This window comes from Burkholderia sp. Bp8984 (genome assembly GCF_003853755.1).
In the GTDB taxonomy this organism is placed as follows: domain Bacteria; phylum Pseudomonadota; class Gammaproteobacteria; order Burkholderiales; family Burkholderiaceae; genus Burkholderia.
This window is the reverse complement of sequence record NZ_QTQN01000025.1, coordinates 41216-54635: the sequence shown is the minus strand read 5'-3', so window position 1 is coordinate 54635 and position 13420 is coordinate 41216. Positions and strand designations below refer to the sequence as shown.

Sequence of the window (13420 nt, the reverse complement as noted above, 5' to 3'; positions counted from 1 at the left end):
TCAGGCGCGTTCCTGCACGCAGACCCACGGCGACACGACGACCGCCCACAGCTCCGGATTGCGCGCAGCGAAGTCGGCGGCGGTTTCCGCCGGCATGCGTGCGACGAGGCCGGACGACAGCCAGCGCGTGACCTGTTGCGCGTCGTCGCCGGCGATCGCTTCCGCGACGCTCACGAGATCGAGATCGCGTGCAACCGACAGCAGCTTGCCCTGTGCGAAGAAGCGCTCGAGATCGCACCAGTCGATCTTGGCGGTTTCGCCCAGGAGTTTGGCGTAAAGCGGGCTGTGCGACGCGCCCGCGGCGGATTCGTGTTGGTGGGAGGACATCGGTTGTGTGCTGGAAAGACTGCGTGGCGCCACTATAAACCATCCGGGCGCGCGGCCGGCCGCCCGGTACGGCCACGACCGTTTCAGGCGTCGCGCAACGCGCGCCGCACGATCTTGCCGGTCGGCGTCATCGGCAGGCCGTCGACGAACGCGATCGCGCGCGGGTACTCGTGCGCGGCCAGGCGCGTGCGCACGTGCGCCTGCAGCGCCTGCACGAGCGCGTCGTCGCCGACGTGGCCGGGGTTCAGCACGACGAACGCCTTGACGATCTCGGTGCGCGTCGGGTCGGGGACGCCGACGACGGCCGCCATCCGTACCGCCGGATGCGTGAGCAGGCAGTCCTCGATCGGCCCCGGGCCGATCCGGTAGCCGGCGCTCGTGATCACGTCGTCGTCGCGGCCGACGAAGCGCACGAAACCGTCGGCGTCGATCGTGCCGGTGTCGCCGGTGAGCAGGTAGTCGCCCGCGAACTTGTCGCGCGTGGCGGCGGGATTGCGCCAGTATTCGATAAACATCACCGGGTCGGGGCGGCGCACCGCGATGCGCCCCTCGACGCCGGGCGGCAGCGGCGTACCGTGCTCGTCGACGATCGCGACCGCGTGGCCGGGCACGGCCTTGCCGATCGCACCGGGCTGCGCATCGAACAGCGCCGCGCACGACGACAGCACCATGTTGCATTCGGTCTGTCCGTAGAACTCGTTGATCGTCACGCCGAGCGCGTCGCGCCCCCAGGCCGTCAGCCCGGTGCCGAGGGATTCTCCACCGCTTGCGACCGATTTCAGCGACAGCGCATGGCGCTCGCGCGGCGCCGGCACCGCGCGCATCAGCTTCAGCGCGGTGGGCGGCAGGAACGCGTGGGTCACGCCGTGCCGCGCCATCAGCGCGAACGCGGCTTCGCCGTCGAACTTCTCGAAGCGGCGCGCCAGCACGGGCACGCCGTGATGCCATGACGGCAGCAGCACGTCGAGCAGCCCGCCGATCCATGCCCAGTCGGCGGGCGTCCAAAACAGGCGTGCGTCGCGCGGGAAGCATTGCTGCGACATCTCGACGCCCGGCAGATGGCCCAGCAGCACGCGATGCGCATGGAGCGCGCCTTTCGGCTTGCCGGTCGTCCCGGACGTGTAGATGATCACCGCCGGATCGTCGGCCGCGGTGTCCGCCGGCACGAAGTCCGGCGATTCGGCGGCGAGCGCGGCGTCGAAGCGCTGCACGCCGGGGGCGTCGGGTGCATCGTCGCCGATGCAGTAGCACGTGCGCAGCATCGGCAGTTGCGCGCGCAGCGGCGCGATCTTCGCGTAACCGGCTGCGTCGGTGACGAGCGCGGCGGCTTCGCTGTTCGCGAGCCGGTATTCGAGTGCGTCGGCGCCGAACAGCGTGAACAGCGGCACCGCGATCGCGCCGAGCTTGTACGCGGCGAGATGCGCGATCGCTGTTTCCGGACCCTGTGCGAGGAAGATCGCGATCCGGTCGCCGCGTTGCAAACCTGCCCGCGCGAGGCTGTTCGCGAAACGGTTAGAAGCATTCTTCAGGTCGTCGAACGTGAGGCGCGACACGTCGCCTTGCGCCGTTTCGTGGATCAGCGCGAGCCGTCCGCTGCCGTCGGCCCACTTGTCGCAGACGTCCACGCCGATGTTGTAACGGGCCGGAACGTCCCACCGGAAGCGGGCGAGCAGGTCGTCGTAGCGGTCGGCGGCGGGCAGCATGCGAGTCTCCTTGGCGTCGATCGTCGGCATCGGTCGATAGATTACATCGGCATTTCACGCGACCGAAACCACAATGGCGTCTGATAGATAGGGAATGTGCGGACTCGTGCAACGGGTGCGGCTCAGTGCACGATTCCGTCATGACGCATAAGATCACGACAAAACAGTGATATGACCATGGATTTGCTTCTGATAGCTGCGGGGTTCAGCCTCTTCGGAATCGGGGCGCTGGTGGCGTTCGCCAGCCGCGTCGATCCGCTGTCCGGCCGGTTCACCGGCCGTCTGCGCAAGCGCTGACACAACCTTCCCGTTCTCCCTCGCGACGACATGCGATGCGTGCCGGCATCGCGTGTCGTCCGTCGTCTGCCGTCGACGCTGGCGCGCTCAGCGCGCCGGCAGGTAGCGTGCCGGATCGATCGAGCGGCCACCGTAGCGCAGCTCGAAGTGCAGCGCGGTGCGATCGCTGTCGCTGTTGCCCATCTCCGCGATCGTCTGCCCCTGCGTGACCGGCTGGCCTTCCTTCACGAGCAGCGCGCGGTTGTGCGCGTAGGCCGTCAGGTAATCGGCGTTGTGCTTGAGGATGATCAGGTTGCCGTAGCCGCGCAATCCGTTGCCCGCATAGACGACGGTGCCCGGCGCGGCGGCCAGCACCGGCGTGCCCGCAGCGTTCGCGATATCGATGCCCTTGGATTTCGAGCCGTCGAAGCTGCGCACCACGTTGCCGGCGGCCGGCCAGATCAGTGCGATGCTGGTGGCCGGCTTGACCGCCGATTCGACCGGCGCGGAAGGCGCGGGGCGGCTGCGGCCCGCGCTGCCGGTGCCGGTGGTCGACGCCGTCGTCGTGCCGGGCGGCGGCGCGACCCGCAGCACCTGGCCGACTTCGATCGCGTCGGGGTTCGTGATCTGGTTCCAGCGCACGATGTTGGCCGTCGACGTGCGATTCTCGCGCGCGATCTTGTAGAGCGTGTCGCCGCGCTCGACGCGGTAGTAACCCGGGCCGACGGGAGCGGAGCCGCACGCGACGAGCAGCGCGGCGCAGGCGGCCGCGAAGAGCCGCTTCGTTGTTGTTCCGATCATTGAACCTCGCAAAACCCTGCCGCGCGCGACGCGGCAGGCGATACAAAACGTCCGATTTTAACGGGTTCGACCCGCGCACCGCAGTTTCGGGCAGTGGGCGCGGCCGGCGCGCACCGGTTCGGCGCGGCCGATGTCAGCCGGCGAGCGGCAGCACGCGAATCCGCAGCGTGGCCGTTTCCGTCGCGTCCGGCGCGAGCATGCGCAGCCCGAGGCCGTTGTGGATCGCGTCCGGCAGGCCGAGCCAAGGCTCGACGCAGTAGAAGTCCGAGTCAGGTTTTTCCGTCCAGGTCGTGACCGCGTACCACGGGATCGAGCCCGGTACGTCGAGCGCGATCTCGATCGTGCGGCGGCGGCCCGGCATCACGATGCGTACCGGCGCGGACGGCGCGCCGTCGAGACAGTGGAAGCGGTCGAGGATGTCCGGATCGCCGAGGCTGTACGACGCTGCGCCGGGCTCGAGCGGGCTGATCGAGCCGTCGGCGCGCTGCATGCAGCGGCGCGTCGGCGGCAGCTCGAGCGTGGTTGCCGCGCGCTCGCCGTGCGGCAGCGCGAAATAGAAATGATGGCCCGCGTAGTAGGGCAGCGGCGTGTCGCCGCGATTGGTCGTGGTGAGCGCGACGTCGAGCGTGTGCGCATCGGCGAGCCGGTAGGTCGTCTCGAACCGGAAATCGAACGGATAGCTGTCGCGCAGCGCGTCGTTCGCGTCGAGCGTCATCGACAGTGCGGCGCCGTCGGCCGACGGCCGTGCCGCGAACGGCAGGTCGCGCGCGAAGCCGTGCATCGGCAGGTCGCGGACCACGCCGGCGGCATCGCGCCAGCGGCCCAGTTCGCCGTCGACGCGATGGCGGCCGAGGAACGGAAACAGCAGCGGATTGCCGCCGCGCACGCGCGCGAGGTTGCTCCAGTCGGCCGCGTCCGGCCAGAAAATGACCGGCTCGCCGTCGACGTGCCACGACAGCAGGCGGCCGCCGAATTGCGGGGCGACCCGGACGAGCGACGGACCGGCGTGGAGTTCATGAATGTCGTGCTGCTGGAAGATCGGCATGGCGAATCGGTATGAACGGGTGGGCGGGGTGCGCGATGGCGCGCTCCATTATCGGGTTGCGAGGCGGTCGGGGAAAACCCTTCTCGGGGAAATTGCGAGTTTTTCAACCTGCCGACGGTCTGGATAATGCCTCTAAACCGGTGATGTTGCCGGGTCATGACACTTCGTGGAGGGGGCCATGGATCTGGCAATGGCAATGGGAATCGCACTGTTCGGCATGTTCACCGGCAGCACGGTATTGTTTTTCTATCAGCTCGGCCGCTGACGGCAATTTCTGCCGGAATCGCAAGGCCCGCCATGCAAATGGCGGGCTTTTTGCTTTCTGCGCGCTTACAAATTGCAAGCGTTTGTGTGCATTGCCGCAATAACCAGTCAAATGCCTTGGCGCAGTAATCTGGGCTGGGCATAATCGGGGCGCGTTTTTTTCGGACGCGCGATGCGTCGTCCGCTCTTCTACCCGACTGATCACCACCAAAAGGACCGACGCGTGAGTCTCTGGTTTCTGGTATTCCTGAGCGTCCTGCAGGGCGTTACCGAACTCTTCCCCGTCAGCAGTCTCGGCCACACGCTGCTCGTGCCCGCGCTGTTCGGCATGCACATCGACAAGCATGCGCCGCAGTTGCTGCCGTTCCTCGTCGCGCTGCACCTCGGCACCGCGCTCGCGCTGCTGTGGTATTTCCGTGCACGCTGGATCGCGCTGATCAGCGGCTTCTTCGCGCAGCTCGGCGGCCGCAAGAACGACGACGGGCACCTGATGTGGGCGCTGATCATCGGCACGATCCCGACCGGGATCGTCGGCCTGCTGCTCGAGAAGCGCATCGAGCGCGTGTTCCACGACCTGCGGATCGTCGCGATCGCGCTGATCATCAACGGCGTGCTGCTGTGGATCGGCGACCGGATCCAGCGCAGCCGTGCGCATCAACCGCCCGAAAAGATGACGTTCAAGCAGGCGTTCTTCGTGGGCCTGGCGCAGATCGGCGCGCTGATCCCGGGTTTCTCGCGCAGCGGGCTGACGATGATCGCCGGCAATGTGGCCGGGCTGACGGCGGAGAAGGCCGCGGAGTTTTCGTTCCTGCTCGGCACGCCGATCATTTTTGCCGCGGGCGTGCTCGAACTGCCGAAGCTGTTCCATGCGCGCGACCAGCTCGCCGATGCGCTGCTCGGCGGCGTGCTGACGGCGATCGCGGCTTATCTGAGCGTACGGTTCCTGATGCGCTATTTCGAAGGGCGCGGGCGCCTGGCTTCGTTCGGCGTGTATTGCGTGATTGCCGGGGTGTTCTGTCTCGGCTGGTTCATGCTGCATCCGCAGCCGGTTTGAGGGGCGCGGTGCCGCCGGTCGCGCGTCGCGCGTGATGTGACGCGATGATCGGGTATAATTTCGGGCTCGGCTTCATGCCGGGCCCGTTTCGTTTCGGGGTTTCGAGTTTTGGGTTGTCGTGGTGGTGCTCGAAGCCTTTCGCGTGAAATGCGGTCCGGGTTTTGTCGCCGTGTCTTTTCCCCTCGACCGCCCTTAGCTCAGTTGGATAGAGCAACGGCCTTCTAAGCCGTAGGTCACACGTTCGAATCGTGTAGGGCGGGCCAAAGAAATCAATGAGTTGGCGCGGTTTGGGCGAGAGGGCTTTTGCCTGTTGGCGCAGCTGGAACGACCCTCGAACCTGGTTCGCTCAACGTACCGCGTTAGCTTCACTTGCCGCATCTGATGTTTTTGCGTTCGGCGTGTGTAGCGTCGCGCGCGCTTTGGCACCGTTTGGCGCGAATATTGGCACAAAGCACCCGTTAAAATTTCGCGCGCCATTTGGCATTACCGGGGCGTCCCGTCGTCATTCATAAAGTCAGCGCCCGACGATACGGTCAGCCCCAACTCGACGAGGTCTTTTTCCCGCCGCTGCCGGAATCGGCACCGGCATCCAAAATGGATCGGCGGGAGCCGTTTCCAGATCGGGTCCGAGTAGTGGAATACCTTGCCGCTCCTCTTACGGCACAGCTCGCACGAACGGCCGTCGTCAATACAAACCCACTGCCAATACGGCCACCGCTCGATGCCCTCCATAAACGCCTCAAAGCGGTGCTTCATATACATCCGCATCTCTGCATCGAGCTGACGCTGCGTCATCTTTTTCATGGGCACCCCCGTTAATGCCTCTCGGGATGGTGCCACACCTTTCAGCACAATTTCGCGCTGTTTTTGTCCCTAGAACAACCCGCCGCTGTTGGCCGCGTTCCAGTTCGTGATCACCAGCTCGCCACTCGTATCCGGCCGACCGTGCCGGTTGGCGACCGAGTAGCGGATGTCCAGTTCGAGCATGTGGAACCCGTCGAACGCTCGCCGGATGTCCGGATGGTCGTTGATCGACACCATGACCTTTCCTTTCGCCTGGCGCATCAGCTCCGCCATCGCCTCATACTCAACGAACTCGAACGGCACACCGTAGCCCTCGGTTTGCCAGTATGGCGGGTCCAGATAGATGAACGCGTGCGGTCGGTCGTATCGCTGCACGCACTCGCGCCAGGGCAGGTTTTCGACGTGCGTTCCGGCCAGGCGCAGATGGGCGGCCGAGAGTTGCTCCTCGATGCGTAGTAGATTGACGGACGGTGCAGTAGTGGCGGTACCGAACGTTTGGCCAGCCACCTTCCCGCCGAACGCATGATGCTGCAGGTAGAAGAACCGAGCGGCGCGCTGGATATCCGTCAGGGTTTCCGGCCGCGTCATCTGCTGCCACTTGAACACCTGGCGGCTGCTGATAGCCCATTTGAACTGGCGGACGAACTCCTCCAGGTGGTGCTGCACGACGCGATACAGGTTCACCAGCTCGCCGTTGACGTCATTGATGACTTCGACGGCCGCCGGCACCGGCCGCAGGAAATAGAGCGCAGCGCCGCCGCAGAACGCCTCGACATAGCATTCGTGCGGCGGGAACAGAGGAATCAGCTTGTCGGCCAGCCGGCGCTTGCCGCCGAGCCAAGGAATGATCGGTGTTGATTGCATGTATTGGCTAATCGAGTCCGGCCGTGATAGCCTTCGTCCGCCTCTGCAGGGGTGACGTGGCCTTGCCGGATTCGCAGTGCACGCTGCGGGTGCGGGGCGTGCCTGGTGCTACCAACACCAGGCACGTCGCCGCGTCCTTTTCCTACTGCGGCCAGACGATCGCGGCCAGCGCCGCTTCGTCGCTGGCCGCCGCGATCTGGTTCTTGAGCTGCGTCGCGATCTGATAGGCGGCCGGCTGTCGCGCGGCGGCGGCCATCGCCAGCCCCACCATCCCATCTGCATCGAGTATCACATCGACGCCGTCGGCCGACGTCCAGATCGCCGTATAAGGCTGCTCGGCCAGTTTTGCGACCGTCGCGAGCTGCGCCATGGACGCGATCTGCGCCACCGATCCAGCGTCCGCGTTGAAGCGGTGTCCGTCGTACTCAAACGGCGACATCAGTACTTCGGCCCGCTTTGCGTCGACGTCCGCTACGGCCGCCGCACGTGCGGCGACCACGTCGAACTCCCAAGCCGTCCCGTTCCAAGTGTAGAAGCCGGCCGGCTTCTGCACCTCGGTGAACGACGCCGGGATGTCACCGATGCCGTCCCATGCAGCGGAGTGCGCGTCCGAGGTTCCGAATTCGTATCGGCTCCCGTCGGCGATCCGATAAACCGGCGTCGACCGCCAGTCCCGGACGATTTCCCAGCTACCGCCGACGATCGACGTCGCGCGCGCGACATAGCCGGCCGGCGCTTCCGGCGGCGCATCGAGCATGGCAAACGCCGGCACTTGGACGTCGCCGGCCGGCCCGACGTGCGCCGTGCTGAAGCCCGTATAGACGAGGTCGTTCGGGTCAAAGTGATAGATCGGCACGGCTTCTTTGTTTTCCATACGGCCTCAAATAACGCGGATGATGAACACGTAGCCAGTGCCACGCTGACGGGTCTCAGTGCCGCCTGCGCTTGACACCGTGACCGAGTGGACATGGTCGGGCGCGGAGCTGGTCGTGAAGTTGTGGACGTGCGGACCAGCGGCCGCAATCGCGTGCTGGTGTGGCGGAGCCGGGACGATGTCCGCTGAGTCTCCAGGGCCTACGGCTTGTTCGCTACCGCTGTTCGTCGTATCGCTGCCAGTGATCGACCCGACATACGGCGGCTTCAGCAGACGCGTGAATCCGTCAGGGGCCGGGTTCCAAGCACCAGCGGAACCCGTCGCACCACCATGGTCGTGAGCACCTTGTGAATCTGTCGAGCCGGTGTGCGTATGTGCGCCTGCGTTGCCCGTTGATGCCGCGTGAATGTGAGGCTGCATGTCGCCCGACAGCCAATCGCCGACAGCTGCGCTGCGCACGCCTCGACCGAGATCGGCACCGTAGATCGCCTCACCGCGAAGGTCCGGAAAACGAATTGTCGTTGCACCGTCACCGCGCGAAAACTTCGTGCGATGGACAGGCGATGCGAGCCATGCGGCATCGTCGACGATGACACCGCTATCGAGCGCGAACGATGTCATCGCCGGATAGTCCGCGCGAAGTACTGTTTGCCCCATGGCCACCACGCAGTTTGCCGGAATCTTGTCCGGCGTTCCGATGAACGGCACCGGCACGCCAAGCGGCAATCCAGCACGATTCGAAAGCGCCATGATGGCCTTCAGTAACTGCGTGCCGTCGCCCTTGGACAGAGCAATGCCGGCGGCTTCGATCGCCTGGCAGATATTCTCCTGTACATCGTTGGCCCAGTCCGGCGTCATCCACGTAGCGTCGATTCCGCGCAGCGGGTCGCCGCCCTGGAAGAATCCCGGTTCGCCAGGCGCTTGCGCAGGGGGCTGTTGCTGTGCGGCAGTGGGATGATCGATTCGTTGCATTGCGTTCCCTGTTCAAAAGCCGCCGCCTGGGGCGGCGCCTGATGATTAAAGCGCCGAGATGATGAAGGCGAGCAGTTCTTCGTAGCGGATACCGTAGCGGCCGCCAGCTGCCTGTACGACGTTACCTTCCTCGTCCGTTTCTTCCGGCCATTCGTCGTAGCACAACATCGCGTAGTCTTCCCCGACCAATCCTTCCGCTTCGAACGCGGCCTTGACTTCCTGCGCGATCACGCCGAAGTGCCAACGAGCATCTTTGTCACCCTTGGCGGCCACTGCATCCTTGAACTTGAACGCGCGGATCATTCCCTTGAGCCGAACCGCAACTCGCCGTTCCGCGTCGTCGGGATCGCGAATCTGTTCCTTCTCGTCGACGTCCGACGTGTTGATCGAGCCGGTGCCTGCGTAGATGGTGTTGTAGCGTCTCGAAGGCCAGCCAGCGGTCGCCACGTTGTCGGTGTTCGGGCCGATCTCGGTTGCCGACGACCACAGCTTGTTACACAAGGCGACGATCTGACCTTGATTGTCTGCGTTGTTGGTCGTGTCACCACCTTGGAACACCAACCGCGAATCCGTCAGTGCCGTGCTCGTCGACGTCTTCATGTCGAACGAATACGTGCTGGTGCCAAAGATCGCGCAGTTGCCGGGCCTGTCACGCTTCCACAACGATCCGTCGGAATTCTTGTAGAGGTACAGTGCGTCGAGATACATGCTCAGGTTGTTGTCGCCGTTCGTCACGCTACCGCTAACCGTGCCGACAGGAGCCAGTGACCCGGGAGCCAAAAACGAGATTGCAGTGTGCTGCTCGACAAACTTCGAAATGCGCACGGTTCCCGTGTTGTGCGCCGGGTTGTCATAGCCGACGATCTTCAGGGCATAGTGCATACCGTCGCACGAACACTTCGTTAGCTTGTTGTCGCGTCGACCTACGAGATACCCGATCTTCGTCGTGACAGCCGGATCGACACTGTTGGCGAGCTGCCCGGTCCACACCTGGCAATTGCTGATATTGCTGCTGCGGCTGCGCGCTTCGATGCCGATGAAGCCTTGCGGCTTCGGGCTTGTTGTGGTCTTTTCCAGAACGTACACATTGTGGAAGTTGTTCTGGTTGTGAGGCGCAAGCGTCGGATCGACGCTGTCCTGCATTTGAATGCCGCGAAAGTGAACCTTGAAGTGGGTATCGGTGACGGTGTGATTGTCCGACGGGGTACGGGCGTCCGAATAGATCACGCCGTAGCCGAGATTGACGTGCGTACCACCGTAGATGATTGACCCTTCAGACTGGCCGCGAATTTGCGTGCCAGTCGAGAGAGCAAACATCTTCGGGCGCATGACTCGAAGTCCCGTCAGGTTGCTCGCGCGAATACCGAGAGCGCCCGTCTGCTGGGTGCTCACCATGTTCATAAACGACCCACAGATGATCGGGTCGTCAATATGGCAATCGTTCAGGTTGATCGGCGAATCCAGCGTACCAAGATCGTAGTGAAACGCCCATTCGCTCGGGTTGTAGTCTGCCTGCGAGATACCGCCCCATGCAGACTCGGAGCACGTTTGCACGCGGAGCGACTGGAACGTGCGCGACATACCTGGATCGATTCCCGCCATCGTCGTCCAGGGCAGCACACGGACGGCAGCGAAGCCATTGGCGAACGTCCCATTCGTCGTGAGCGCGATGTCTTCAAGGATCGGGTAACCGGGCGTGCCGTTCTGGTTGGCGAGGTCGAACACCAATCCGTTGACGCCGTCGAAAAACAGCCGGCTGCGCGAGAACCCGGCACCCTTTAGCCGCACACCGTTGTTGAGCTTCTGAATGGCACCGCTGATGCGGTAGCACCCCACGATGCGAGCTGATCCGCCCCAGCTTCGAAGGCTGTTGATGTGTTCGATAAGGTCATTGAACGCACCAGTCTGATCGTCGTCGATATCGCCGGTCAGGCCGAACTTCGTGCGGAGATCGACGGTATCGTCGAGCGCCTTTTTGACGATGATCGCGATAGAGGGATTCTCCGCAGGCGAGTATCCCTCGAATTTCTCCAGGCCAAACTTCGCGACCTTTTTCAGCGGCGTTTGAAGCAACCCCGCGCCACGGCTCGCAGGCACAATTTCGTCGCCCGACAAGTCGCCGGCATCTTCCGACGACGCGTCGCCGATCGCGGCCGTGCTTGCAGCTGCATCTTGCGCGGACTGATGCGCCCGATCTGCGGCATCTGTCGCGACCTGCGCGGCTTCCTTGAGGTCTTCCGACACTGGCACGTACGGACCCATGAACTTGGCCATGTCTTCGAGCGTGCCCGACCAATTCGTCCCGTCACCGACGACGGGTACGATGTCGTCGGCCTTGAACTGGAGGCGGCGTTTAGTCTTCGAAAGTTTGGTGGTCGCCATATCAGCTCAGATCCCAATAGTCGTTTTCTTCCGTCATCAAAAAGCCTTCGCCGTCTTCGTGGAGCAGTAGCGCGGGATCGCCGTCATAGACAAAGTGCAGAACGGTATGAGCCGGCTTGATCCGCTGGAGCACCGATTCAAGAAGCGCGTTCGGCAGACCAGGCGTTTGCGTAGGCGCGGTGAGCTGCCACACAAACATCCAGTCGTCGCTGTAGAGCGGTTGGCCGATGGGCGTGCCAATGCGGTATGGATGGAACTCGGTGAGGCTCGCGCTGAAACCCAAACGCAGCGCCACGAACAGGAAATAGTCGCGATCGATCTCGCCGGTTTCGCGAAGACGTTCGAGGACCATCGCTAGACGCACGTCGTCGGATTGATCGGGACCGAGCGCAGGTTCGGGAAGGTTCAGGACGCGCTCCCAGTTCGGCAGCATGGTCACGTCGCCTTCCGGTGTCATCGCGTCGAGACTCTTGACGCCACTTGCCTGCGCATCGTCGAGCACCGCTCCTTCTGCCGCGAGACTGGCAGCGACGTTCGGTTGCGTCGCGTCGTAACTGACCGGGGGAAGCAGCAGCGCGAGGAGATCGGCGTGCTTCATCACATCGGCTCCACGTCAATGCTGCCGAAGCGCAGCCATTGAACGCGCGTCGCATCGACGATCGCCGGCACGTTCGATGCCGGCGTCACTATCTCGCGATCGATGACGCCTTGCGCCTCTGAAACGATCGACTCCAGACGCGACTTGATCGCGCTCGCTCCTGGAATCAGGGCGGCGTAGTAGCTTTCAAATTGCGGCGTGATTGCGTCGACAAGTTCGTCACGCGTCACTCCGCTCAACGATGCTTTGATGACGTGGTCGACCAGGATGATATCCGGCGAGAAAACGAGTGCGGCACGGCATGCTGCCGGCCGCTTCATGTCGATGTTGAACTGCGCGGCCGCGATCTCGTCAGCGCTCGCCGGGCCGTTGCCGCTGATGACGACGATATCGACGCGGCCGACTGCGACGCGATGCGGAAACACATACGCTGCCGTGATGCCCGGAACCTCCATGGCCCATAGGCGATAGTCGGAAGCCTTGCCAGCACCCGGCGGGTTCCGCAGTCGATCAAGCACGCGATCGCGCAACTGGTCGTAGGTCTCGGTTTCCAGGCCGCCGGTCATCGTGAGCAACGTCGCCTGGCTCTGCACGCCGGACGGCACAGTCATCAACTGCACCTGGATCGGCTGGATGATGTTCGCGTCCGAACCCGTGACGGTCGCCGCGACGGCTACGACTAGCGTGCCGTCTGCCGAGATTTTTCCCGACGACGTCGACGCGCAAAGCACCGTGCCCACGTTGAATTGCAAACCTGCCGACACTGCCGTGCCAGGCGTACCGGAAACACGCATCGTTCCACTCGCAGCAACCGCGGGCTTCAGCGACATGCCGTAGGTGGCGGCATGTCGAAGCAGCATCTCCGGATCGGCCGAGTCGATAAAGATTTGCTTCGTCTGCCATTGCTGGTACGCGTACAGACCTTCGACGGCGCTTGCGGTGCCGCTCGCACGCACATAGTGATCGGAGTCCGATCCCGTATCTGCGTCGGGCAACAGGTTTTTAATCTCGCGGAGTTGATCGCTTCGAATCTCGTCGAGCGTCTTGATCGTCGCAGCCATCAGGACACCTTCACCGGATGCTTGAAATGCTGGATGGAGCCGGTCGCGTCGGTGACTGCGATCAGCAGCGCCATCCAACCAGGCTGGAAGTCTTCGGTGGAAACGTCGATCGCCGTCGCTCTGCGATCGTCGAGAAGCGGCTGCAGCGCCTGCTCGCAATACTGGATAGCGAGCCGGCGCACGCGAGGCGTGTCTTTCTCGCGCTGCAGTTCATGGAGGCGTGACCCGAGTGTCGAGTCGGCCCAATACGAGCCGAGCGGCGTTTCAAGGCGAAGATAGACCGCGTTCGCGAGCGATTGCGTTCGCGTGCCGTCGTAGTCTCGGGTGGTCGGATTGAGAAGCGCGTCCATGCGACGATTGTCGCGAGCATGGACGCTAGAAACGCGTGGCTGGCT

Annotated in this window: 13 protein-coding genes and 1 tRNA gene; 2 read left to right on the top strand and 12 right to left on the bottom strand. The window is 63.8% G+C overall.

Annotated elements, in window-relative coordinates:
- The 4 genes from DID98_RS23960 to DID98_RS23945 all read right to left on the bottom strand — a co-directional run bounded on the left by DID98_RS23960 (position 1) and on the right by DID98_RS23945 (position 4152).
- Positions 1–327, bottom strand: a complete 327-nt coding sequence (locus DID98_RS23960; protein ID WP_012363583.1) for a DUF2288 domain-containing protein — start codon at positions 325–327, stop codon at positions 1–3.
- An 83-nt stretch (positions 328–410) separates the two neighbouring features.
- A complete protein-coding gene (locus DID98_RS23955) occupies positions 411–2030 on the bottom strand; it encodes an acyl-CoA synthetase (protein ID WP_124571570.1) in 1620 nt (539 codons plus the stop codon).
- Between the two features lie 384 nt (positions 2031–2414).
- A complete protein-coding gene (locus tag DID98_RS23950; protein WP_124487595.1) occupies positions 2415–3107 on the bottom strand; it encodes a peptidoglycan DD-metalloendopeptidase family protein in 693 nt (230 codons plus the stop codon).
- A 133-nt stretch (positions 3108–3240) separates the two neighbouring features.
- On the bottom strand, positions 3241–4152 hold the full coding sequence (locus DID98_RS23945; RefSeq protein ID WP_124571569.1) for an aldose epimerase: 912 nt from the start codon (positions 4150–4152) through the stop codon (positions 3241–3243).
- Positions 4153–4639: 487 nt separating this feature from the next.
- Here DID98_RS23945 and DID98_RS23940 point away from each other — a divergent pair, with 487 nt between their 5' ends.
- Positions 4640–5470: an undecaprenyl-diphosphate phosphatase gene (locus DID98_RS23940; protein ID WP_124487597.1), complete on the top strand. Its 831-nt coding sequence runs from the start codon at positions 4640–4642 to the stop codon at positions 5468–5470.
- Between the two features lie 186 nt (positions 5471–5656).
- Positions 5657–5733 (top strand) — tRNA-Arg (locus tag DID98_RS23935).
- Positions 5734–5953: 220 nt separating this feature from the next.
- On the opposite strand, the gene DID98_RS23930 is transcribed toward DID98_RS23935, so the two are convergent.
- From DID98_RS23930 to DID98_RS23895, 8 genes are all read right to left on the bottom strand, one after another.
- Positions 5954–6274: a phage minor head protein gene (locus DID98_RS23930; protein WP_124571568.1), complete on the bottom strand. Its 321-nt coding sequence runs from the start codon at positions 6272–6274 to the stop codon at positions 5954–5956.
- A 69-nt stretch (positions 6275–6343) separates the two neighbouring features.
- Positions 6344–7138 (bottom strand): DNA adenine methylase, encoded by a 795-nt coding sequence (locus DID98_RS23925; RefSeq protein WP_124571567.1) that lies wholly within the window; start codon positions 7136–7138, stop codon positions 6344–6346.
- A 142-nt stretch (positions 7139–7280) separates the two neighbouring features.
- The gene (locus tag DID98_RS23920) at positions 7281–8012 is read right to left on the bottom strand and encodes a DUF4376 domain-containing protein (RefSeq protein ID WP_124571566.1); all 732 of its coding nucleotides are present in this window, start codon (positions 8010–8012) and stop codon (positions 7281–7283) included.
- Positions 8013–8018: 6 nt separating this feature from the next.
- Entirely contained in the window at positions 8019–8984 is a 966-nt protein-coding gene (locus DID98_RS23915) for a phage tail protein (protein ID WP_124571565.1), read from the bottom strand.
- 45 nt (positions 8985–9029) lie between these two features.
- Complete coding sequence (locus DID98_RS23910; protein WP_124571564.1) at positions 9030–11366, bottom strand: tail fiber domain-containing protein; 2337 nt, start codon at positions 11364–11366, stop codon at positions 9030–9032.
- Position 11367: 1 nt separating this feature from the next.
- Positions 11368–11964, bottom strand: a complete 597-nt coding sequence (locus DID98_RS23905; protein WP_124571563.1) for a putative phage tail protein — start codon at positions 11962–11964, stop codon at positions 11368–11370.
- Positions 11964–13025: a baseplate J/gp47 family protein gene (locus DID98_RS23900; protein ID WP_124571562.1), complete on the bottom strand. Its 1062-nt coding sequence runs from the start codon at positions 13023–13025 to the stop codon at positions 11964–11966. The genes DID98_RS23905 and DID98_RS23900 overlap by 1 nt, the downstream gene beginning before the upstream one ends.
- A complete protein-coding gene (locus DID98_RS23895) occupies positions 13025–13375 on the bottom strand; it encodes a phage GP46 family protein (RefSeq protein ID WP_124571561.1) in 351 nt (116 codons plus the stop codon). Before DID98_RS23895 ends, DID98_RS23900 begins: the two co-directional genes overlap by 1 nt.
- Positions 13376–13420: the final 45 nt, after the last annotated feature.

Excerpts from the sequence above, each read along its gene's own strand:
- DID98_RS23960 (WP_012363583.1), bottom strand. The coding sequence starts at position 327 with ATGTCCTCCCACCAACACGAATCCGCCGCGGGCGCGTCGCACAGCCCG.
- DID98_RS23955 (WP_124571570.1), bottom strand. The coding sequence starts at position 2,030 with ATGCTGCCCGCCGCCGACCGCTACGACGACCTGCTCGCCCGCTTCCGG.
- DID98_RS23950 (WP_124487595.1), bottom strand. The coding sequence starts at position 3,107 with ATGATCGGAACAACAACGAAGCGGCTCTTCGCGGCCGCCTGCGCCGCG.
- DID98_RS23945 (WP_124571569.1), bottom strand. The coding sequence starts at position 4,152 with ATGCCGATCTTCCAGCAGCACGACATTCATGAACTCCACGCCGGTCCG.
- DID98_RS23930 (WP_124571568.1), bottom strand. The coding sequence starts at position 6,274 with ATGAAAAAGATGACGCAGCGTCAGCTCGATGCAGAGATGCGGATGTAT.
- DID98_RS23925 (WP_124571567.1), bottom strand. The coding sequence starts at position 7,138 with ATGCAATCAACACCGATCATTCCTTGGCTCGGCGGCAAGCGCCGGCTG.
- DID98_RS23920 (WP_124571566.1), bottom strand. The coding sequence starts at position 8,012 with ATGGAAAACAAAGAAGCCGTGCCGATCTATCACTTTGACCCGAACGAC.
- DID98_RS23915 (WP_124571565.1), bottom strand. The coding sequence starts at position 8,984 with ATGCAACGAATCGATCATCCCACTGCCGCACAGCAACAGCCCCCTGCG.
- DID98_RS23910 (WP_124571564.1), bottom strand. The coding sequence starts at position 11,366 with ATGGCGACCACCAAACTTTCGAAGACTAAACGCCGCCTCCAGTTCAAG.
- DID98_RS23905 (WP_124571563.1), bottom strand. The coding sequence starts at position 11,964 with ATGAAGCACGCCGATCTCCTCGCGCTGCTGCTTCCCCCGGTCAGTTAC.
- DID98_RS23900 (WP_124571562.1), bottom strand. The coding sequence starts at position 13,025 with ATGGCTGCGACGATCAAGACGCTCGACGAGATTCGAAGCGATCAACTC.
- DID98_RS23895 (WP_124571561.1), bottom strand. The coding sequence starts at position 13,375 with ATGGACGCGCTTCTCAATCCGACCACCCGAGACTACGACGGCACGCGA.